Raw genomic sequence first — 20900 nt, 5'->3', positions numbered from 1 at the left:
CCTCCCCAGTTCCCGGAACCAGCACCGCTCGTTGTTGCTTGGTTTTACCAAGTTCGAGCTTGGAAAGTCCAACGACATGTCTAGACTACGTCGCATGCCACGTCAGACACGCCGCAGCTACGACCAGCACTGCGCCGCCGCGCGCGCCCTCGACCTCGTCGGCGACCGCTGGACCCTGCTCGTCGTCCGCGAACTCCTCGCCGGGCCGCGCCGTTACACCGACCTCCACGCCGACCTCCCCGGCGTCAGCACGGACATGCTGGCCGGCCGCCTCAAGGACATGGAGGGCGCCGGACTGGTCACCCGCCGCCGGCTGCCCCCGCCCGCCTCGGCGTCCGTCTACGAGCTCACCCCGCGCGGCCGGGACCTGCTGCCCGTCCTGCGCGCCCTCGCCGCGTGGGGCGCGCCCGACCTGGGGGAGCCGCGCCCGACCGACGCCGTGCGCGCCCACTGGTACGCGATCCCGCTCCTCGGGGCGCTCGCGGAGCTGGGCGCGGGGACCGTCCAGGTCACCCTGGACGAGGGGGAGTTCCACGTACGGGTCGGGGCCGACGGCGCCGTCGCGTACGGGGACGGCCCGGCGGAGTCCCCCGACGCCCGGCTGCGGACCGACGCGGCGACCTGCCGGGCGCTCGCGGACGGGGAGCTGACGCTCGCCGGGGCGGTGGCGTCGGGACGGGCGGAGCTCGAAGGGACGAAGGCGGTCCCGGTCGCGGCCGTCGGCCCCACGTCCTGACGGACTCCGCCCCCCCCGGGACTTTCGCCGGGCGGTCGCGGGCCGCGGCCCGCGCCGCGATCCGGGCGTCGAGCACGGCCGGCCGCCCGCGGGGCCGGAGCCCGCTGCTCGGCGCCGTCCCGCCCGGCCCACCCGGGCGTCCGCGGCGGTCGGCGGATCGACCGGACGAAGCCCCTCGCCGACCGGCTCGCCGCGCCGCCGCGCGGACCCGGTGGCGACCGCCCGCCGCAGGTACGGGCAGAGTGAGGGGATGCGGTACGAGGCGATCACCTGGGACCGGCTGGCGGAGGCGCTCGCCGGGCACGTCGACGCGTCCGCCCCCGGCGACGGCGGCGAGTGGCTCAAGGTCGGCATCGACGGGCCGCCCGCCGCGCCCGGCGGCGAACTCGCCGCCGCGCTGGCCGGGGTCCTGCGGGCGCGCGGACGCCCCGTCCACCTCGCGGGCACGGACGGCTTCCTGCGGCCCGCGTCCCTCCGGTACGAGTACGGCAAGCAGGACCCCGACGCGTACTACGGCGGGTGGACCGACACCGGGGCCCTGTGGCGGGAGGTCTTCGGCCCGCTGGAGCCCGGCGGCACCGGGCGCGTGCTGCCCGACCTGTGGGACCCGGTCAGGGACCGGGCCACCCGCAGCCCGTACGTCACGCTGCCGCCCGGCGGCGTCCTCGTCCTGCACGGCCCCTTCCTGCTCGGCCACTGGTTCCCCTTCGACCTCGCCGTGCACCTGCGGCTCTCGCCCGCCGCCCTCGCCCGGCGCACGGAGGAGGACTGGACGCTCCCCGCCTTCGCCCGGTACGAGACGGAGGTCGACCCGGTCGGGACGGCGGACGTCGTCGTGCGCGCCGACGACCCGCGCCACCCGGCCTGGACGGGGTTCCAGCGGTAGGCGCCCCGGACCTGCCGTTCCCCGGGAGGCCGATCAGCCGACCGCCGACGGCGACGGCGGTCTGCCGCCCACCACCGTGACGGCCTCCGCACCCGCCCCGCAGCCCGCCTCCGCCGCCTTCGCCGGGTCCGCGCCCGCGAGCCGCGCCGCCAGGAAGGCCCCGGTGAACGCGTCGCCCGCGCCCGTCGAGTCCACCGGCCGCACCGGAGGCGCCGCCACCCGCGCGGTGACCGCGCCGCCCTCGGCGACCAGCGCGCCCGCCGCCCCGAGGGTGACCACGACCAGCGGGAAGCGCCGGCTCAACTCCGCCGCCGCCCGCCCCGGTTCGGCCCGCCCGGTCAGCACCCGGGCCTCGTCGGCGTTGGGCAGCAGCACCTCGGCCCCGGCCGCGGCCGCCAGGAACCGGTCGGTGCCCAGCGTCGTCAGGAACCCCGCCGAGGCCGGGTCCACGCTCACCGGAACCCCCGCCCCGGCGGCGTCCCGCAGCGCCCGCCCGGCCGCCTCGCGGCTCGGATCCGCGAAGAACAGGTATCCCGAGAGGTGCAGTCGGCCCACGCCGTCGAGCAGCTCCGGGGACCAGTCGGCTGGGGAGAGGCGCAGCGCGGCACCGCTGTCGGTCAGGAAGGTGCGCTCCGCCGACGCGTCCACGAGCGCGATGACGGTCGCCGTCGCCGCCTCCGCGTCCCGGACGAGCAGGGGACGCACGCCCGCCGCCCGCAGCGCCCGCTCGTGCCAGTCGGCCGCGTCCGTCCCCACCCGGCCGAGCAGCCGCACCTCCCCGCCGCCGGAACGCGCCGCCCAGCAGGCCGCGTTGGCTCCGGCGCCGCCCGGCAGGGTCCGGATCTCCGCCACCGTGTCCGTGGCGGGCGCGAGCGGGGCCCAGTGCCGGGCGACGACGTCCGTGACCACGTCCCCGACCACGAGCAGCGCCCGCCCGGCGCGGTTCACCGGCCGCCCGCGCCGTGCGCCTCCGTACCGCCCTCTCCGCCGCGTGCCCGTGGGCCGCCTTCTCCGCCGTATGCCTCCGTACCGCCCCCTCCGTCACCCGCCCCCGTGACCCGCGCCCCCTCAGGTACTCCCGTGTCACGTCCCCCCGCGCCGCCGCCCGTCCCTCCCGCACCGGATATGCCCGCTCCGCAAGCCCTCAGGACTCCCGTGTCCCCGGTGTCCGCCCCGTACGCCCCCGCGATCTCCGCCGCGAGCCGCACGTTCCCCCGGACCGCCGCCAGGTTGGCCTCCAGGGAGGCGCCCGCCGTGTGGACCGTCAGGTGGGCGAGGAGGAACGGCGTCACCGCCTGGCCCGTGATCCCCTTCTCCTTCGCCGCCGCCAGGCCGTCCGCGAGCACCCGGTCGTGCAGCGCGGGGTCCAACTGCTCCGCCTCCGGCACGGGGTTGGCCACGACGAGCGCCGTCCGGAGGCCCGCGAGCCGGTCCTGCGCGCGGATCACCGCCGCCACCTCCTCCGGCGTCCGCAGGGTCCAGTCGACCGGCTCGCCCGAGGAGGAGAGGTAGAAGCCGGGGAAGTGCTCCGTGCCGTACCCGACGACCGTCACCCCCAGCGTCTCCAGGCGCTGGAGCGTCGCCGGCACGTCGAGGATCGACTTGACCCCGGCGCAGACGACGGTGGTCCCGACCCGGGCGAGCAGCCGCAGGTCGGCCGACTCGTCCTGCGTCTCGCCCCACTCGCGGTGCACCCCGCCGAGGCCGCCCGTCGCGAACACCCGGACGCCCGCCGCGTCCGCCAGCCAGGCCGTCGCCGAGACCGTCGTCGCGCCGGTCGTGCCCGTCGCGAGGGCGGGGGCCAGATCGCGGTGGCCCAGCTTCCGCACCGTCGGGTCCTCGGCGATCCGGACCAGCGCCGCCTCGTCCAGGCCCACCCTGGCCCTGCCGTCCACCACGGCGATCGTGGCAGGGACGGCGCCCCCGGCCCGCACCAGCTCCTCCAGCTCACGGGCCACCGCGAGGTTGCGCGGGCGCGGCAGGCCGTGGGCGACGAGCGTCGATTCCAGCGCGACGACGGGACGGCCCTCGTGGAGCGCCTCCCGTACCTCTTCGGACACGTGTGTGGACATGCCCCATTCCTGGCGCACCCGCGAACCCCGCAAACCTCGTTGGCGACCTCCCGCCAGCGAGGTCGCCGCGCACCGCGGAATCCGTCACCGGCCACCCCCGTCGACCGTCCCGGGCGCCCGCGACGCCCTTGCGGCGCCGCGCCGGGACGGCGGTGCGGATTCCGTCGTCGCCGCGGGAACCGGGCATCGTGCCTGGTGGGAGCGGTGCCGTTCACCCGGTCCCGGTCTCGGACGGCCCCCGGACCCCCGCTACAGTCACCGCCCATGACGACACACGACCTGCCCTCCTTCGCCGTCCACATCCCCGACGCGGAGCTCGAGGCGGAGCCCCTCGACCCCGCCCAGATCGTCTCCGGCGCGCCCGAGGTGACGGGCAGGGTGCTGTGGGAGTCCGCCGACGGCAAGCAGGTGCGCGGCATCTGGCAGATCACGCCCGGCGTCGTCACCGACACCGAGGCGAACGAGCTGTTCGTGGTGGTCTCCGGACGGGCGACCGTCGCCGTCGAGGGCGGGGAGACCCTGGAGATCGGCCCCGGCGACGCCTGTGTGCTGCGCGAGGGCGACCGGACCACCTGGACCGTCCACGAGACCCTGCGCAAGGCGTACCACATCAGTCTCTGAGGCCTCTCCCGGCACCTTCCGAGGTCTCCCGGGGCCCCTCGGGGTCTTTCGGCGGCCTCCCCAAGACCTTCTGGGGCCCGCCCGCGAGCCGCCGCCGGGAGTCTGGTAGGAAACCTTCCTGTCCGCTAGCATCCCGGTCGGCGGCTTGGCGCGGCGTCCCTCCTCCGAGGGCGTGACGCGCTCAGCGAGAGCTCTGACCCGGCCGCCGAGCACCACCCCGCCGCGTGGCGTCCGCACCGCCACCGGCCGGTCGGCCGTGCGCACGCCCGGCACGGACGGCCGGCCCGCGCCGCGCGGCGAGACCGTGGTGTCCACGCACCCGTGTCCAGCTCTCGCCACCCCCTCAGGTCAGGGAGCCCAGGTATGCGCCTGTACGCCTCCGTCCCACCACCCCGCACCACCACCCCCCACCTCCCCCTCGTCCTCACCGCCGTCCTCCTGCTCGTCGGCGGCCTCCTCCTCGCCCTCCCGGACCGGGCCGGAGCCGCCGACGCGGTGATCTCCCAGGGCCGGCCGGCCACCTCCTCCTCCGTCGAGGACGCCACCCTCGGCCCCGAGAAGGCCTTCGACGGCGTCTCCACCACCCGCTGGGCCAGCGCCGAGGGCTCCGACCCCCAGTGGATCCGGGTCGACCTCGGCCCCTCGGCCACCGTCTCCCGCGTCAAACTCGTCTGGGAGGCCGCCTACGCCAAGGCCTACCGGATCGAGATCTCCGCCGACGGCACCGCCTGGACCCGCCTCGCCACCGAGACCGCGGGCAACGGCGGCACGGACGACTGGACCGGCCTGACCGGCACCGGCCGTCACCTCCGGGTCTACGGAACCACCCGCGGCACCTCGTACGGCTACTCGCTCCACACCGTCGAGGTCTACGGCACCACCGGCTCCACGACCCCGCCCACCGGCGCCTTCACCGTCGTCGCGGCCGGTGACATCGCCGCGCGGTGCACCGCCTCCAGCAGCTCCTGCGCCCACCCCAGGACCGCCGCGCTCGCCCGGCGGATCGCCCCGTCGTTCTACCTGACGATGGGCGACAACCAGTACGACGACGCGATGATCTCCGACTTCCGCGCCTATTACGACAAGAGCTGGGGCGCCTTCAAGGCCAGGACACGGCCCGTGCCCGGCAACCACGAGACCTACGACCCGGCCGGGCCGCTCGCCGGCTACAAGGCGTACTTCGGCTCGATCGCCTACCCGCAGGGCAAGCCGTACTACAGCTACGACCAGGGCAACTGGCACTTCGTCGCCCTCGACTCCAACTCCTTCGACGACCCCGCGCAGATCCAGTGGCTCAAGGACGACCTCGCGCGGAACGCCAAGGGCTGCGTCGCCGCCCACTTCCACCACCCGCTGTACTCCTCCGGCGGCCACGGCAACGACCCGGTCTCCAAGCCCGTCTGGAAGATCCTGTACGAGGCCGGGGCCGACCTGGTGCTCAACGGGCACGACCACCACTACGAGCGCTTCGCCCCGCAGGACCACAACGGGAAGGCCACCGCGAACGGCATCGTCGAGATCGTCGGCGGCATGGGCGGCGCCGAACCCTACGACATCGAGACGGTCCAGCCGAACAGCCAGAAGCGGATCAGCGGTCCGTACGGCGTCCTGAAGCTGGACCTCACCGACACCACCTTCACCTGGCAGTACGTCGGCACCGACGACAAGGTGAAGGACTCCGGCCCGACCTACACCTGCCACTGATGTACCTCGCGACCACAGGTCGCCGCGACGCGCCGCCCCGGCCCTCCGGGGCCCGGCGGCGCGTCCCCGGCACCGTCCTCGCGCTCGGCGCGGTCAGCCTGGTCACCGACGTCTCCTCGGAGATGGTGACGGCCGTCCTGCCGCTCTACCTGGTCCTCGGACTCGGCCTCTCCCCGCTCCAGTTCGGCCTCCTGGACGGGCTTTCCACCGGCGCCACCGCGCTCGTACGGCTCCTCGGCGGCGCCACCGCCGACCGCGGCGGCCGCCACAAGCAGATCGCCGGACTCGGCTACGCCCTCTCCGCCTGCTCCCGGCTCGGCCTCCTCCTCGCGGGCGGCGCGACCGGCCCGATCGCCTCCTCGATCGTCGCCGACCGGCTCGGCAAGGGCGTCCGCACCGCGCCCCGGGACGCGCTCATCACCCTGCACAGCCCGCCCGAGGACCTCGGCCGCGCCTTCGGCACCCACCGCGCCATGGACACCACCGGCGCCCTCCTCGGCCCCCTGGCCGCCGTCGCCCTGCTGTGGGCGACGACCGAGGCGTACGAGGCGGTCTTCGCCGTCAGCTTCTGCGTCGGAGCCTTCGGCGTACTGCTGTGGGTGCTGCTCGTCCCCGGGCGGGGGAGCGCGCCGGTCCCGGCGCGCGTGCCGGGCCGACGATCGCCGTCCGAGTCCTCACCGGCCCCGGAGGAGCGGGGAAGACCCGGCTCCACGCCGGTTCGTGGAAAGCGGTCGGCGTCCCCACGCGCGCGGGACGGCTTCCTCGCCACGCTCCGCTCACCCGCGTACCGCCGGATCGTGCTCTGCGCCGGACTCCTCGGCGCCGCCACCGTCGGCGACGCCTTCCTCTACCTGCTGCTCCAGCGGCGCCTCGCCTTCGACGCCACCTGGTTCCCCTTCCTGCCGCTCGGCGCGGCCGGCGTCTACCTGCTGCTCGCCGTCCCGGTCGGCCGGCTCGCCGACCGCTCCGGGCGCCGGAGGCCGTTCCTGTACGGCCACGGCGCGCTGCTCCTCGCCTACGGACTGCTCCTGGCCCCCGTGCCCGACACGGCCGCCCTCGTCGGCGTCCTCGGACTGCTCGGGGTCTTCTACGCCGCCACCGACGGCGTCCTGATGGCCCTGACCGGGCCGTTCCTCGCCGAGGGACGGCAGGCCGGCGGCCTCGCCCTCGTCCAGACCGTGCAGGCCCTCGCCCGGGTCGGCGCCGCCGTCGCGTTCGGCGCCGTCTGGACCGCGAGCGGACAGGAGGCGGCGCTCGTCGCGGCGCTGGCCGCCCTCGCGACCGCCCTGTGCTGCGCCGCCCGCCTGCTGCCGTCCGGCTCCCCGCGCACTCCCGAGAGGACCGAACCGTGAACGCCCCGACCACCGGCGGCCCGTCCACGCGCACGCGTGTGTGGATCATCGTGCTCGCCCTCGTCCTGCTCGGCGGCGGAGCCACCGCCTACACCCTGCGGGCCGCCTCCGGCCGGGCCGGGGCCGCCGACACCGCCGACCCCGGCTTCGCCCTCGTCGGGGCGCTCTACGTCCGGGACACCGCGAGCGGGCGCGTCGCGCGCGTGGACCCGTCCGCGCCCGGCGGCCGGACGGTCGGCGGCCCGTCCTGCGACCGCTTCCACGCGGCCGGCCCCACCGCCCTCTGCCTCCAGCGGCGCCCCGGCGTCCCGGCCCGCTCGTACGCGATCGTGCTCGACCGGGAACTGCGCGAGATCCGGCGCATCGCCCTGCCGGGCATCCCCAGCCGGGCCCGGGTCTCCGCCTCCGGGAACATGCTCTCCTGGACCATGTTCGCCACCGGCGACTCGTACGCGCGCTCGTCCTTCTCCACCCGCACCTCGATCCTCGACCTGCGCACCGGCTACCTGGTGAAGAACATGGAGCTGATCCCGCTCACCCTCGGAGGACGCCGGTACCACGCCCCCGACGTCAACTACTGGGGGGTCGGCTTCGCGGCCGACGACAACCGCTTCTACGCCACCGTCTCCACGAACGGCCGCACCCACCTCGTCGAGGGGGACATGGGGAAGTGGTCGGCCCGCGCCCTGCGGGAGAACGTCGAATGCCCCTCGCTCTCCCCGGACGGCACCCGGCTCGCCTTCAAGAAACGGGTCTCCGAGGGCCCGCGCGATCCGTGGCGGCTGTACGTGTACGACCTGCGCACCGGCCGCGAGCACCCCGTCGCCGAGCGGCGCGGCATCGACGACCAGGCACTGTGGACGGACGCGCGGACCCTCGCGTACGGACGGGGCGGAGCGGTCTGGTCCGTCCCGGCCGACGGCACGGGCGCCCCGCGCCGCCTGGCCGCCGGAGCCTCCTCCCCGGCGGCACCGCGCTGACGGCGCGTCCTCCGGGGGCCCGGCTCAGGCCTTCCGGAAGACGCCCCGCAGGGCGAGCGCCGCCATGGGGAGGAGCAGGCAGGCGGCGATCGCGTTCAGCGGCCCGTAGCCCGCCTGCGAGACGATCAGGCCCGCCGCGAGGCCGCCGAGCCCGGCGGTCGTGTTCATGACGAAGTCGGAGAGGCCCTGGACGGCGGCCCGGGCGGCCTGCGGCACCGAGTCCGTGAGCAGCGCCGAGCCGGACACGAGCCCCGCCGACCAGCCCAGGCCGAGGACGAACAGCCCCAGGGCGACCCGGCCGTGGCTCGCCCCGGCCGTGCCCGCGACGAGCGCCGCCGCGCCGATCAGCCCCACCGCGAGCCCGATCACCGACAGGCGTCCCAGCCGGTCGGAGAGCCAGCCCATCAGCGGCGAGAAGGCGTACATGCCCGCGATGTGGCCGCTGATGACGAGGCCGATCAGCTGGATGTCCGCGCCGTGGTGGGTGAGCGCCACCGGGGTCATCGACATGATCGACACCATGGCGGTGTGCGAGCCCGTGACGGTGACCAGGGCGAGGCGGGCCTTCGGGGACTCCCGCACCGCCCGCATCCCGGCCCGCAGGGAGCGGCCCTCGACCGCCGCCTTCCCGCCCGGGTCCTCGTCGGTCAGCGCGCGGGCGGTGAGGAGCGGGTCCGGGCGCAGCAGCAGGGCCACCACGACCGCGGAGGCCACGAAGACGCCGGCGGCCCAGACGAAGGGGCCCGCCGTGGCCGGCACGCCCAGGCCCGCGACGCTCTTCCCGGCGGGCGCCGCGACGTTGGGCCCGAGCACCGCGCCGATCGTGGTCGCCCACACCACCGTGGAGATGGCCCGGGCCCGGTGGTCCGGCTCGGCCAGGTCGGCGGCGGCGAAACGGGCCGCCAGATTGGCCGAGGAACCGGCACCGAAGCCGACGAGCCCGACGAGCAGCAGGGCGAAGCTCCCGACGACCGCCCCGACCACCACCACCCCGGCGCCCACCGCCCCCAGCAGATACGCGAGGACGAGCCCCGCCCGGCGCCCCCGCGAGGCCATCAGGGCGGCCAGCGGCATGGCGAGCAGCGCGGGACCGGCCACCGTGGCCGTCGACGCCAGACCGGCCAGCGCCTCGGTGCCGCCGACCTCCGTGGCCAGGACGGCGGCGAGCGCGACGCCGATGGCGATGCCGAGGCCGCCGAGGATCTGGGTGGCGATCAGCACGGCCTGGACGCGACGGCGCAGCGCGGGCAGCTCGGCGGCGGTGACGGGGGCGGGGCCGGGTATGCGGCCGGGCAGGGTGGCGTCAGGGGCACCGGGGGTGTGGGTCACTTACGAGAGTGTGCCAGCCGTCCCACGTGATGGGAACGTCCCGATCGCGGGTGCGGCTCCACCCGCCGACGCGCCCCGCCCGTCGACGCACCCTGCCCGTCGACGCGCCCCGCCCGTCGACGCACCCTGCCCGTCGACGCGCCCCGCCCGTCGACGCACCCTGCCCGTCGACGCGCCCCGCCCGTCGACGCGCCCCGCCCGTCGACGCGCCCCGCCCGGCAGCGCCTCTCCGTCCTGCGACGCCCCTCGGAGCGGCGACCCTCAGAACAGCGGTGCCGGCAGCACGCCCTCAAGGGCCAGCAGCCGCCGCTTGGTCTCCAGGCCGCCGCCGAAGCCCCCGAGCCCGCCGTCGCCCTCCACCACGCGGTGGCACGGCACCACCACCGGCAGCGGATTGGAGCCCATCGCCGCCCCCACCGCCTGCGCGGCGCCCGGCTGCCCCACCCGCCTCGCCAGCTCCCCGTACCCGACGACCGTCCCGTACGGCACGCCGGCCGCCAGTTCGCGCAGCACCTGCCGGTTGAACCCGGCCGTCAGGCTCCAGTCCAGGGGCAGGTCGAGTTCGTCCGGGACGCCCGCGAAGTACCGCTCCAGCCGGCGTATCGGCTCCGCGAGCAGCCCCGAGGCGCGCTCCACCGGCTCCGTGCCGAGCCGGGACCCCAGCCGGTCGGGCAGCCGCTCCCGCCGCGCCGCGTCCGCGTGGAACTCGACCCGTACGAGCCCCCGCCCGGTCGCGGCGAGGAAGAGCGGACCGACGTCGCTCTCCACGACCGCCCACTCCACCGCTTCGATGTCCATGCCGACCACGCTACGACCCCCCACCGACAACCCGGCCGCGGCCGCGGGGACCGCCCGGAACCGGCACCAAGATCACGGACCGGTCTCGCTCCGGACTCGCGACGGGAAATTCCCCGGTCGCGTGGTCGCCGCGACTCCCGCGCGCCATAATCTCGCCCCGGGGAGTCAGAAGGCGGCGGGACCGACTGTTTTCGGCCTACGTCGCACCAGGGGTGGAGGGCGCAGCTCATGCAGGGCACGGTCGACGGATTCAGTTACGGGCTCGTCACCCCGGTGGCCTCGTTCCTCATGGCCTGCCTCGGCGGCGCCCTCGGTCTGAGGTGCACCACCAGGTCCCTCCGCCACCGCGACAGCTTCAAGGCGGGCTGGCTCGTCCTCGGCGCCACCTCGATCGGCACCGGCATCTGGACCATGCACTTCATCGCCATGATGGGCTTCTCGGTCCAGCAGGCCCCGGTCGACTACGACCGGCCCATCACCTTCGCCAGCCTGGGCGTCGCCATCCTCATGGTCGGCATCGGCATCCTCATCGTCGGCTACCGCGGGGCGACCGCCCTCACCCTGGTCACCGGCGGCACCATCACCGGCCTCGGCATCGCCACCATGCACTACCTCGGCATGGCCGGCATGCGCCTGCACGGCCGCGTCGAGTACGACACGGCGACCGTGGCCCTCTCCGTGGTCATCGCCGTCGTGGCCGCCACCACGGCCCTCTGGGCCGCCGTTTCCGTCCATGGATTTCTGGCCAGTCTCGGTGCGAGCCTGGTGATGGGCGTCGCCGTCAGTGGTATGCACTACACGGCCATGGCCGCCGTCAGCGTCCACCTGAACGGAGCCGCCACCCCCGGGGCCGCCACCGCCCCCGCCGCCTCGCTCCTCCTGCCGATGCTGATCGGCCCGGCGGTCTTCCTGATCCTCGCCGCGGTCGTCGTCATGTTCGACCCGCTGCTCGTGATGGGCGACCCCGAGTGGAGGCGGACCCAGGTCCGGGCCGTGCACCGCCCCGGCGTGCCCGCCCCGCGCCACGTGCCGACCCACTACGGCGAGCCCGCCCGCCGGCCCGCCCGCCGCGCCACCCGCAGGACCGCCGCGGTCCACGGCGTGCACCGCTCCCAGGACTGGTGAGGGGCCGTCCGGAGGCCGTGCGGTGGGCCGATCGCCGCCCGAGTGTCGGTGCCGGGTCGTACGGTGGTTGCATGCGGCCCGTTTCCAAGATCGAACGTACGGTGGCGCCCTTCGAGGTCGTCAGCTCCTACCAGCCCAGCGGCGACCAGCCGACGGCCATCGCCGACCTCGAGCGGCGGATCCGCGCGGGCGAGAAGGACGTCGTCCTCCTCGGTGCCACCGGCACCGGCAAGTCGGCGACCACCGCCTGGATGATCGAGAAGCTCCAGCGCCCCACCCTGGTGATGGCGCCGAACAAGACGCTGGCCGCCCAGCTGGCGAACGAGTTCCGCGAGCTCCTGCCCAACAACGCCGTCGAGTACTTCGTCTCGTACTACGACTACTACCAGCCCGAGGCGTACGTCCCGCAGTCGGACACCTACATCGAGAAGGACTCCTCGATCAACGAGGAGGTGGAGCGGCTGCGCCACTCCGCGACGAACTCCCTGCTCACCCGCAGGGACGTGATCGTCGTCGCCTCCGTCTCCTGCATCTACGGCCTCGGCACGCCCCAGGAGTACGTGGACCGGATGGTCCCGCTCAAGGTCGGCGAGGAGATCGACCGCGACCAGCTGCTCCGCCGCTTCGTCGACATCCAGTACACCCGGAACGACCTGGCGTTCACCCGGGGCACCTTCCGCGTCCGCGGCGACACCATCGAGATCTTCCCGGTGTACGAGGAGCTCGCCGTCCGCATCGAGATGTTCGGCGACGAGATCGAGGCCCTCTCCACCCTCCACCCGCTCACCGGCGAGGTCATCAGCGAGGACGAGCACCTGTACGTCTTCCCGGCCAGCCACTACGTCGCCGGACCCGAGCGCATGGAGCGGGCCGTCAACGACATCGAGCGGGAGCTGGAGGGCCGCCTCGCCGAGCTGGACAAGCAGGGCAAGCACCTGGAGTCCCAGCGGCTGCGCATGCGGACCACGTACGACATCGAGATGATGCGCCAGATCGGCTCCTGCTCCGGCATCGAGAACTACTCGATGCACTTCGACGGACGCGAGCCCGGCTCCGCGCCCAACACGCTCCTGGACTACTTCCCCGAGGACTTCCTGCTCGTCATCGACGAGTCGCACGTCACCGTGCCGCAGATCGGCGCCATGTACGAGGGCGACGCCTCCCGCAAGCGGACCCTGGTCGACCACGGCTTCCGGCTCCCGTCGGCCCTGGACAACCGCCCGCTGAAGTGGGAGGAGTTCCAGGAGCGGATCGGCCAGACCGTCTACCTCTCCGCGACCCCCGGCACGTACGAGCTCTCCCGCGGCGACGGCTTCGTGGAGCAGATCATCCGCCCCACCGGCCTCGTCGACCCCGAGGTCGTCGTCAAGCCCACCGAGGGCCAGATCGACGACCTGGTCCACGAGATCCGGCTGCGCACCGAGCGGGACGAGCGGGTCCTCGTCACCACCCTCACCAAGAAGATGGCCGAGGACCTCACCGACTACTTCCTGGAGCTCGGCATCCAGGTGCGCTACCTGCACAGCGACGTCGACACCCTGCGCCGCATCGAGCTGCTGCGCGAGCTGCGCGCCGGCGAGTACGACGTCCTGGTCGGCATCAACCTCCTCCGGGAGGGCCTCGACCTCCCCGAGGTGTCCCTGGTCGCCATCCTCGATGCCGACAAGCAGGGCTTCCTGCGCTCCGGGACCTCCCTCATCCAGACGATCGGCCGCGCCGCGCGCAACGTCTCGGGCCAGGTCCACATGTACGCGGACCGGATCACCCCGGCGATGGAGCAGGCCATCGACGAGACCAACCGGCGCCGCGAGAAGCAGATCGCGTACAACACGGAGCACGGCATCGACCCGCAGCCGCTCCGCAAGAAGATCAACGACATCGTGGCGACCATCGCGCGCGAGGAGATCGACACCGAGGAGCTGCTCGGCACCGGCTACCGGCAGGCGAAGGAGGGCAAGGGCGCCAAGGCCCCCGTCCCCGCGCTCGCCGCGCACGCGCCCAAGGGCCGGGGCCGGGCCGGCTCCACGGTCGAGCTCGGCGACCGGCCCGCCACCGAACTGGCCGCGATCATCGAGGAGATGACGGACCGGATGCGCGCCGCCGCCGCCGAGCTCCAGTTCGAGGTGGCGGCCCGGCTCCGCGACGAGGTGGGAGAACTGAAGAAGGAGCTGCGCCAGATGAAGGAGGCGGGCCTCGCCTGACCGGAGGCGGTCCGGTGTGTTGCAAGACCGACACAAAACCGGACCGCCCCTCCGCGGTGTCAGTGACCCTGCGTAGGGTGCTGAACAACCGCACGCACCGGACCGCGGGCGCGGGGAACGCAACGAGAGGGGCAAGCGCGTGACCGTGAACATGACCAAGGGTCAGGCCATCAGCCTGGAGAAGAAGGGCGGGGGCAGCCTCACCCAGGTGCGGATGGGGCTCGGCTGGCAGGCGGCGCCGCGCCGAGGTCTGTTCGGCTCGCGCACCCGCGAGATCGACCTGGACGCCTCGGCCGTCCTCTTCGCCGACAAGCAGCCGGTCGACGTGGTCTTCTTCCGGCACCTGGTCAGCGACGACGGCTCGGTCAAGCACACCGGCGACAACCTGGTGGGCGGCGCCGGCCAGGGCGGCGACGACGAGGCGATCCTCGTCGACCTGGAGCGGATCCCGGTCCACATCGACCAGATCGTCTTCACGGTGAACTCCTTCACCGGGCAGACGTTCCAGGAGGTGCAGAACGCCTTCTGCCGGCTCGTCGACGAGACGAACGGACAGGAGCTGGCGCGCTACACCCTCGACGGCGGCGGCCGCTACACCGCCCAGATCATGGCGAAGGTGCACCGGGCCGGCTCCGGCTGGCAGATGACGGCCCTGGGCAACCCGGCCAACGGCCGCACCTTCCAGGACCTGATGCCGGCGATCCTGCCGCACCTGTAGACGGCCCGCGCGCCCCGCACCCACAGCTCCCGGAGGCAGCCGCCGCCGGGAGCTGTCCCGCATGACCCGTCCGGCGCCCTGGTCCGGACGGCCCGCGAACGACCCGTTTGAACCGCACCGGAACGCGCGAATCCGCGCCGGGAAGCACCGAGGGGACAGAGTCGATGACGGCCGAGCTGGTCCGGGGGCAGAACCACCCCCTGCCCGACACCCGACTGGAGATCCGGGTGTCGGCCGGTCATCCGGTCCTCGCCGGAGCCACCCTCGGCGACGAGGCGGGCCGGGTCCCCGGCGCGGAGTGGATCGCCCACCCCGGCGCGCCCTCGCTCCCCGGCGTCGACGTCTCCCGGGCCGCCGCGGCCGACCACCGCCTCTCCGTCGACCTGGGAGCGATGCCCGGGACCGTCCACCGGATCTCGGTCCTCCTGGCCCTGCCCGGACGCGGCGGGGCCACCCGCTTCGGGGCCGTCGCCGCCCCCTTCGTCGCGGTCGCCGGACCCGACGGCGACGAGATCGCCAGCTACACCATCACGGGACTCGACAGCGAGTCCGCCGTCGTCGCCCTGGAGCTGTACCGCCGCCGGGGCGCCTGGAAGGTCCGCGCCATGGGCCAGGGGTACGAGGGCGGACTCGCCGACCTCCTCGGCGACCAGGGCCTGGAGCGGCCCGCCGACGCCGCCGCGGCGATCCTGGCGGCGGCCGCCCCGGAGCCCGCCGCCGCGGCGACCGCCCCGCGACCGCGCGCCCCCGAGCCGGAGCGGGTGCCCCGGCCGACGCCCCCGGCCCCCGACCCCGTACTCCCGACGGCTCCGGACCCCGTCCTCCCGGCCGCCCCGGCGCCGGTGGTCCCGGCCGGCTCGGACCACCCCACGCCCCTGGCCACCCCGGTCGTTCCGGCTCCCGCCTCCCCGGCGTCCTCGGACCCCACGCCCCCGCCCCCGCCGCTTCCGCCGGTCGTCTCCGACCCGACGCCGACCGTGCCGGTGACCCCGCCGAGGGGCACGGACACGACCGCCCGGGGCGGCCCCATCGACTACTCCCACCCGCGCCGCGGGCCCGCCGCGGCGCCGGAGCCGCCGCGGGCCCCGACCCAGGCGCCGCCCGCGCCGGTCGCCGGGGACGCCTCCGGCTGGTCCATGGACGAGCGCCTGTACAACCAGGTGTGGGGGATGTTCGAGGACCTGGCCCGTACCGCCGCCGCCTACCGCAGCGCCTGCGACTTCGCGGAGTCCCGGCTCGACCGCGAGCTGGACCGGACGCTCTCCGACTACCGCGCGCGGAACGGGGGCGCGAACGACGCCGCCCGGGCGACCGCCAGGGCCCGGCACGACGAGCTGGTGGAGCGGGCCCGGGCGGTCCTGGACCGGGACCTCGCCCAGCTCGCGGCCGAGTCCGAGGTGGTCGAGCCGGCCCTGCCGCCCGCCTACGCCCGCTGGGACAACCCCGTCTGGCACGCCTACCGGGTCCCGGCCGAGGAGCCGATGGCCGTCCGGCTCGGCGACCTCCACCTGCCCGAGCGGACCGAGCTGCGGATCCCCATGCTCGTCCGGCTGCCACTGGAGCGGGGGCTGTGGGTGGACAGCGGGCGGGGCCACTCGGAGGCGGCCGGCCTCCTCGACGAGACCGAGCTGCGGCGGCTCGCCCTGGACAGCGCGGTCGCGCACGCGGCCCGGCTGCTCGCGGCGCACCCGGCGGACGGCTTCTCCGTCCACGTCCTCGACGCGGCCGGAGCGGGCGCCGCCTCCCTCGCGCCGCTCGTGGACTCGGGCGTCCTCGCGGCCCCGCCGGCCCGGGGCGCGGCGGGCGTCTCGGCGGTCCTGGAGCAGCTCACCGAGCGGGTCGACCTGCTCCAGATGGCGCTGCGGGGCGGCGCGGCCGACGCGCTGCCGCCCGGTCTGGACACGGCCCGGCAGCTCCTGGTCGTGCACGACTTCCCGCACGGCTTCGACGACCGGGCGGTCACCCGGCTCCGGTACCTCGCCGACGAGGGCCCCTCGGTCGGCGTCCACCTGCTGATGGTGGCGGACCGGGCGGACGCGGCCGCGTACGGGCCGCTGCTCGACCCCCTGTGGCGCTCGCTGCTGCGGCTCACCCCCGTGCCCGACGACCACCTCGCCGACCCGTGGGTGGGACACGCCTGGTCGTACGAGCCGCCGACGCTCCCGCCGGGCAGCGGGGTGCTGCGGCAGGTCCTCGCCCAAGTGGCGGAAGGTCGCCGAGGAAAGCAGTTCTGACCTGGCGTTTTGATGATCCTTTACCCTCGCCTTTACCTTCTCTTGGTGTTTCGGGTAGTGTTCTTCGTGCGGAGGGGAGTACTCCCCAAGCGCGGCGTGCCCGTCAGTACGGACGGATCCCAGTGATCCGATCCCGGGGCGTCGGCCCGGCGGCGGTCAGCCCGCCGCCCGGGTGGAAGAGACCTCCGGCAGCGACGACGCTGATCAAGTAGCCGTACGACGCCGGAGGCGCAATGGACGTTTCAACGACCATGTGGGTCCTGACCATCCTCGGTCTGGGTGCCCTGATCGGTGCCGACTTCTTCATCGGGCGCAAGCCCCATGACGTGTCGGTCAAGGAAGCCGGGATCTGGACGATCGTCTGGATCGTGCTCGCCGCACTCTTCGGGATCGGCCTGCTGTTCTTCGGCAACGCCCAGGCGTCCGGAGAGTTCTTCGCCGGATACATCACCGAGAAGTCGCTCAGCGTCGACAACCTCTTCGTCTTCGTCCTGATCATGGCGAAGTTCTCGGTCCCCTCGCACCTCCAGCAGCGCGTGCTGCTCGTGGGCGTGCTGATCGCCCTGGTGCTCCGCGCGATCTTCATCGCCGCCGGCGCCGCGATCATCGCGAGCTTCTCCTGGGTCTTCTACATCTTCGGCGCGTTCCTGATCTACACCGCCTGGAAGCTCATCCAGGAGGCGCGCTCCGACGAGGAGGAGGACGAGTTCGAGGAGAACAGGCTCCTCAAGAGCGTCGAGAAGAAGTTCGGCGTCGCCGACCGCTACCACGGCACCAAGCTCTTCATCCGGGTCAACGGCAAGCGGGTCATGACCCCGCTGATGGTGGTCATGCTCGCCATCGGCACCACCGACATCCTCTTCGCCCTCGACTCCATCCCGGCGATCTTCGGCCTCACCCAGGACCCGTACATCGTCTTCACCGCCAACGCCTTCGCCCTCATGGGCCTGCGGCAGCTGTACTTCCTGATCGGCGGCCTGCTCAAGAAGCTGGTCCACCTCAGCTACGGCCTGTCGGTGATCCTCGGCTTCATCGGCGTCAAGCTGGTGCTGCACGCCCTGCACGAGTCCGGGGTGCACGTTCCGGAGATCTCCATCCCGGTCTCCCTCGCGGTCATCTGCGGTGTTCTGGTCATCACCACGATCACCAGCCTGATCGCCTCCAAGCGGCAGGCCGACCGGGAGGCCGCCCAGAGCGTGGCCGATGCCGACGGCGCCGAGAAGGACAGCATCGGCGCCTGACGCGGCACACACGGCGACGGCCGGCCCGGGACCCCCTCCCCGGCCGGCCTTCGCCGTTTCCGGACGCCCCTCCCGGACGGCCTCCTCTATGCGGGCGCGGGCTCCTTCGCCGCCGCGCGGGCCGGCAGGGTCTCCGGGAGCAGGGCGAAGCAGCCCAGACTGACCAGGGCCACCAGGGTCAGATACGCCGCCACGCCCCACGGCGGGCCGGAGCCGCCCTCGGAGAGCGCGGTGGCCGCGAGGGGGGTCAGGGCGCCGCCGAGGACCCCCGCCAGGTTGTAGCCCACGGCCGCGCCCGTGCACCGGACCCGGGGCTCGTACAGCTCCGGCAGGTACGCGGAGACCACCGCGAACATGGTGATGAAGGCCAGCAGCGCGCCCAGGAAGCCGAGGAACATCAGCGCCGGCCGCGCGGTGTGCAGCAGCGCCACCATCGGGAACATCCAGAGCACGCAGCCCGCGCACCCGGCCAGGCAGAGCGTCCGGCGGCCCCAGCGGTCGGCGAGCAGCGCCGCGAAGGGGGTGGCCGCGCCCATCACCGCCACTGCCGCCATGACGCAGCCCAGCATCACCGGGCCGCTCAGGCCCAGCCGCCCGGTGCCGTAGGCCAGGGCCCAGGTGGAGACGGCGTAGAAGACGGCGTACCCGACGGCGAGGGCCCCCGCCGTCAGCAGCACCAGCCGCCAGTGGTCCCGGACCACCTCGGCCAGCGGGGCGCCCGCGCGCCGCCCGGACGCGGACAGCTCCTCGAACTGCGGGGTCTCCGCGAGCGAGGAGCGCAGCAGCAGCCCGCCCGCGGCGAGCAGCCCCGCGGCCCAGAACGGCACCCGCCAGCCCCAGGAGCGGAACTCCGCGTCGCTCAGTCCGGCCGTGAGCCCCAGCACCACCCCGTTCGCCAGGAGGAAGCCGACCGCCGGGCCGATCTGCGGGAAGCTCGCCCACAGCGCGCGCCGGTGCTCCGGCGCGTGCTCGGCGGTGAGCAGCACCGCCCCGCCCCACTCGCCGCCCAGGCCGAGCCCCTGGAGGAAGCGGAGCAGGAGCAGCAGCACGGGTGCGGCGATGCCGAGCGTCGCGTACGTGGGGAGGCAGCCGACCGCGACCGTGGCGCAGCCGGTCAGGAGCAGCGAGGCGAAGAGGACCGGGCGCCGGCCGTACCGGTCGCCGACGTGGCCGAAGAGGACCGAGCCGAGCGGCCGGGCCACGAAGCCGGCGGCGAAGGTGCCGAAGGCGGCCAGGGTTCCGGCGAGCGGGGAGAAGGTCGGGAAGAAGAGCGGCCCCAGGACGAGGGCGGCGGCGGTCCCGTAGACGTAGAAGTCGAAGAACTCGACGGCGGTGCCGACCAGGGAGGCGGCGGCGATCCGGCCCATCGAGGGACCGGTGGGAGGCGACGGAGAGTGACGGCGGTGCATGCCCCGCGATCTACCCGCCGGCCGCCCCCGCTACGGGGGCGTGCGGGAGCGCGCCGCTGGTGGGGCGCGCGCCCTCCGTCCGCCCCCGGGTCACCAGCCGCGCTCGCGCCACTCCGCGAGGTGGGGGCGCTCGTCACCGAGCGTCGTGTCCTTGCCGTGGCCCGGGTAGACCCAGGACTCGTCCGGGAGGGCCTCGAAGAGCTTGGTCTCCACGTCGTGGAGGAGGCTCGCGAAGGCCTCCGGGTCCTTGCGGGTGTTGCCCACGCCGCCGGGGAAGAGGCAGTCGCCGGTGAAGACGTGGGGGTGGCCGTGCGGGTCGTCGTAGACGAGGGCGATCGAGCCCGGGGTGTGGCCGACGAGCCGACGGGCGGTCAGCCCGACCCGGCCCACCCGGATCGTGTCGCCGTCCTCGACGGGCACGTCGGTCGCGACCGGAATGCCCTCCGCGTCGTACGCGCCCGCGTAGGTGCGCGCGCCGGTCGCGGCGACCACCTCGGCCAGCGCCTGCCAGTGGTCGCCGTGCCGGTGGGTGGTGACGACGGCGCCGACGCCGTCGTCACCGATCAGCGTGAGCAGGGTCTCCGCGTCGTTCGCCGCGTCGATCAGCAGCTGCTCGCCGGTGGCCCGGCAGCGCAGCAGGTACGCGTTGTTGTCCATCGGACCGACCGCGACCTTCGAGATCATCAGGTCCGCCAGCTCGTGCACGTCCGCAGGGCCGCCGACCCTCACCACTCCGCTGTACGTCATGCGCTCAGCCTATAGCGGGGGCAGGTCCGGGAGGCCGTCGCCGGAGAGGACGACGAGACGGGCGCCCTTGTCGCCCCGGCCGGACAGCCAGCCGAGCAGTTCGGGGCCGGTGCCCGCGAGGACGACGGGAGCGCCCTGGTCGCCGCCGGTCCGCCAGGTGGGGCCGGATCCGTCCTGCCCGAGGCCGAGGGTCACCGGGGGGACCTCCGGGCGCCCCGCCCAGCGGTCGGCCAGGAACTCGATCTCCCGCAGGACGAACTCCTCCGGCAGGTCCTCCAGGTCGTAGCCGGCGTCCAGGTCGACGTGGTGCAGGGCCACCTCCACCCAGCGGCGGAAGGGGACCCGGGCCGCGCTGTCGGTGACGCCGTTGCGCAGCTCGACGGTCCGGCCCCAGTCGGCGGGCCTCCCGCCCACGGCCCGCAGCCGGTCGGCGCTCTCGCGCACGTCGGCGAGCTGCACGTCGAGCGGACGGTACGCGTCGCGCTCGATGTCGGCCTCGCGGGTCGAGGCGTCCGGGTACATGGGACGTCCCTCGAGGACGTTCACCAGGGCGTCGGCGTTGCGGGCCAGGTGGGCGAGGACATGGCCGCGGGTCCAGCCGGGAAGCCGTGACGGCTCGGCCGTCGCGGCGTTGTCCCAGGAGGCGGCGGCTTCCAGGAGCCGATCGGTCGCCTCTTGTACGGAAACAAGGTCACGCTCGTGGTCGATCATGGCGTCGACCCTAGCGCCGGCCGGGCCGGACCACTC

At 74.5% G+C, this 20900-nt stretch carries 17 protein-coding genes and 1 pseudogene; 11 read left to right on the top strand and 7 right to left on the bottom strand.

From position 1 onward, the window contains the following. Positions 1-94: 94 nt before the first annotated feature. Positions 95-736, top strand: coding sequence for a winged helix-turn-helix transcriptional regulator (locus ACIQKA_RS23990; RefSeq protein ID WP_402542350.1), 642 nt, complete (start codon positions 95-97; stop codon positions 734-736). Between the two features lie 250 nt (positions 737-986). Then, positions 987-1622, top strand: a complete 636-nt coding sequence (locus ACIQKA_RS23985; protein ID WP_402542349.1) for a uridine kinase — start codon at positions 987-989, stop codon at positions 1620-1622. A 33-nt stretch (positions 1623-1655) separates the two neighbouring features. On the opposite strand, the gene ACIQKA_RS23980 is transcribed toward ACIQKA_RS23985, so the two are convergent. Both ACIQKA_RS23980 and ACIQKA_RS23975 read right to left on the bottom strand, forming a co-directional pair. Beyond that, positions 1656-2570 (bottom strand): carbohydrate kinase family protein, encoded by a 915-nt coding sequence (locus tag ACIQKA_RS23980; RefSeq protein WP_402542347.1) that lies wholly within the window; start codon positions 2568-2570, stop codon positions 1656-1658. A gap of 227 nt (positions 2571-2797) precedes the next feature. After that, positions 2798-3694, bottom strand: a pseudogene (locus ACIQKA_RS23975) (pseudouridine-5'-phosphate glycosidase); the annotation flags it as partial. A gap of 264 nt (positions 3695-3958) precedes the next feature. On the opposite strand from ACIQKA_RS23975, the gene ACIQKA_RS23970 reads away from it, so the two are divergent. The 4 genes from ACIQKA_RS23970 to ACIQKA_RS23955 all read left to right on the top strand — a co-directional run bounded on the left by ACIQKA_RS23970 (position 3959) and on the right by ACIQKA_RS23955 (position 8351). Then, a complete protein-coding gene (locus tag ACIQKA_RS23970; RefSeq protein WP_402542346.1) occupies positions 3959-4315 on the top strand; it encodes a cupin domain-containing protein in 357 nt (118 codons plus the stop codon). Positions 4316-4678: 363 nt separating this feature from the next. After that, complete coding sequence (locus tag ACIQKA_RS23965) at positions 4679-6019, top strand: discoidin domain-containing protein (RefSeq protein WP_402542345.1); 1341 nt, start codon at positions 4679-4681, stop codon at positions 6017-6019. Beyond that, positions 6019-7371 (top strand): MFS transporter, encoded by a 1353-nt coding sequence (locus ACIQKA_RS23960; protein WP_402542344.1) that lies wholly within the window; start codon positions 6019-6021, stop codon positions 7369-7371. Before ACIQKA_RS23965 ends, ACIQKA_RS23960 begins: the two co-directional genes overlap by 1 nt. Then, entirely contained in the window at positions 7368-8351 is a 984-nt protein-coding gene (locus tag ACIQKA_RS23955; RefSeq protein WP_383149036.1) for a hypothetical protein, read from the top strand. The genes ACIQKA_RS23960 and ACIQKA_RS23955 overlap by 4 nt, the downstream gene beginning before the upstream one ends. 24 nt (positions 8352-8375) lie before the next feature. On the opposite strand, the gene ACIQKA_RS23950 is transcribed toward ACIQKA_RS23955, so the two are convergent. Both ACIQKA_RS23950 and ACIQKA_RS23945 read right to left on the bottom strand, forming a co-directional pair. Then, positions 8376-9680 carry an MFS transporter gene (locus tag ACIQKA_RS23950; protein WP_391093111.1) on the bottom strand — a complete coding sequence of 435 codons (1305 nt, stop codon included), beginning with the start codon at positions 9678-9680 and terminating at the stop codon, positions 8376-8378. Positions 9681-9941: 261 nt separating this feature from the next. Further along, the gene (locus tag ACIQKA_RS23945) at positions 9942-10478 is read right to left on the bottom strand and encodes a methylated-DNA--[protein]-cysteine S-methyltransferase (protein WP_390106119.1); all 537 of its coding nucleotides are present in this window, start codon (positions 10476-10478) and stop codon (positions 9942-9944) included. A gap of 228 nt (positions 10479-10706) precedes the next feature. Between ACIQKA_RS23945 and ACIQKA_RS23940 the strand changes: the two genes are divergently transcribed. The 5 genes from ACIQKA_RS23940 (at position 10707) to ACIQKA_RS23920 (ending at position 17997) form a co-directional block, all read left to right on the top strand. Next, entirely contained in the window at positions 10707-11603 is an 897-nt protein-coding gene (locus ACIQKA_RS23940) for an MHYT domain-containing protein (protein WP_383149032.1), read from the top strand. A gap of 71 nt (positions 11604-11674) precedes the next feature. Continuing rightward, positions 11675-13804 carry an excinuclease ABC subunit UvrB gene (gene uvrB, locus ACIQKA_RS23935; RefSeq protein ID WP_383149030.1) on the top strand — a complete coding sequence of 710 codons (2130 nt, stop codon included), beginning with the start codon at positions 11675-11677 and terminating at the stop codon, positions 13802-13804. Between the two features lie 139 nt (positions 13805-13943). Then, a complete protein-coding gene (locus ACIQKA_RS23930) occupies positions 13944-14522 on the top strand; it encodes a TerD family protein (protein WP_030205232.1) in 579 nt (192 codons plus the stop codon). A 164-nt stretch (positions 14523-14686) separates the two neighbouring features. After that, on the top strand, positions 14687-16756 hold the full coding sequence (locus ACIQKA_RS23925) for a TerD family protein (protein ID WP_402542340.1): 2070 nt from the start codon (positions 14687-14689) through the stop codon (positions 16754-16756). A gap of 233 nt (positions 16757-16989) precedes the next feature. Next, entirely contained in the window at positions 16990-17997 is a 1008-nt protein-coding gene (locus ACIQKA_RS23920) for a TerC family protein (protein WP_383149027.1), read from the top strand. An 86-nt stretch (positions 17998-18083) separates the two neighbouring features. On the opposite strand, the gene ACIQKA_RS23915 is transcribed toward ACIQKA_RS23920, so the two are convergent. The 3 genes from ACIQKA_RS23915 to ACIQKA_RS23905 all read right to left on the bottom strand — a co-directional run bounded on the left by ACIQKA_RS23915 (position 18084) and on the right by ACIQKA_RS23905 (position 20864). Further along, positions 18084-19364: an MFS transporter gene (locus ACIQKA_RS23915; RefSeq protein WP_391093166.1), complete on the bottom strand. Its 1281-nt coding sequence runs from the start codon at positions 19362-19364 to the stop codon at positions 18084-18086. 132 nt (positions 19365-19496) lie between these two features. Then, positions 19497-20153 carry an MBL fold metallo-hydrolase gene (locus ACIQKA_RS23910; RefSeq protein ID WP_383149024.1) on the bottom strand — a complete coding sequence of 219 codons (657 nt, stop codon included), beginning with the start codon at positions 20151-20153 and terminating at the stop codon, positions 19497-19499. Between the two features lie 9 nt (positions 20154-20162). Next, positions 20163-20864 (bottom strand): maleylpyruvate isomerase family mycothiol-dependent enzyme, encoded by a 702-nt coding sequence (locus ACIQKA_RS23905; RefSeq protein WP_390106125.1) that lies wholly within the window; start codon positions 20862-20864, stop codon positions 20163-20165. Positions 20865-20900 lie beyond the last annotated feature (36 nt).

Source organism: Streptomyces sp. NPDC092045, assembly GCF_044756005.1.
Taxonomy (GTDB): domain Bacteria; phylum Actinomycetota; class Actinomycetes; order Streptomycetales; family Streptomycetaceae; genus Streptomyces.
The sequence above is the reverse complement of the archived record's forward strand: the minus strand, read 5'-3'. Positions and strand labels throughout refer to the sequence as shown.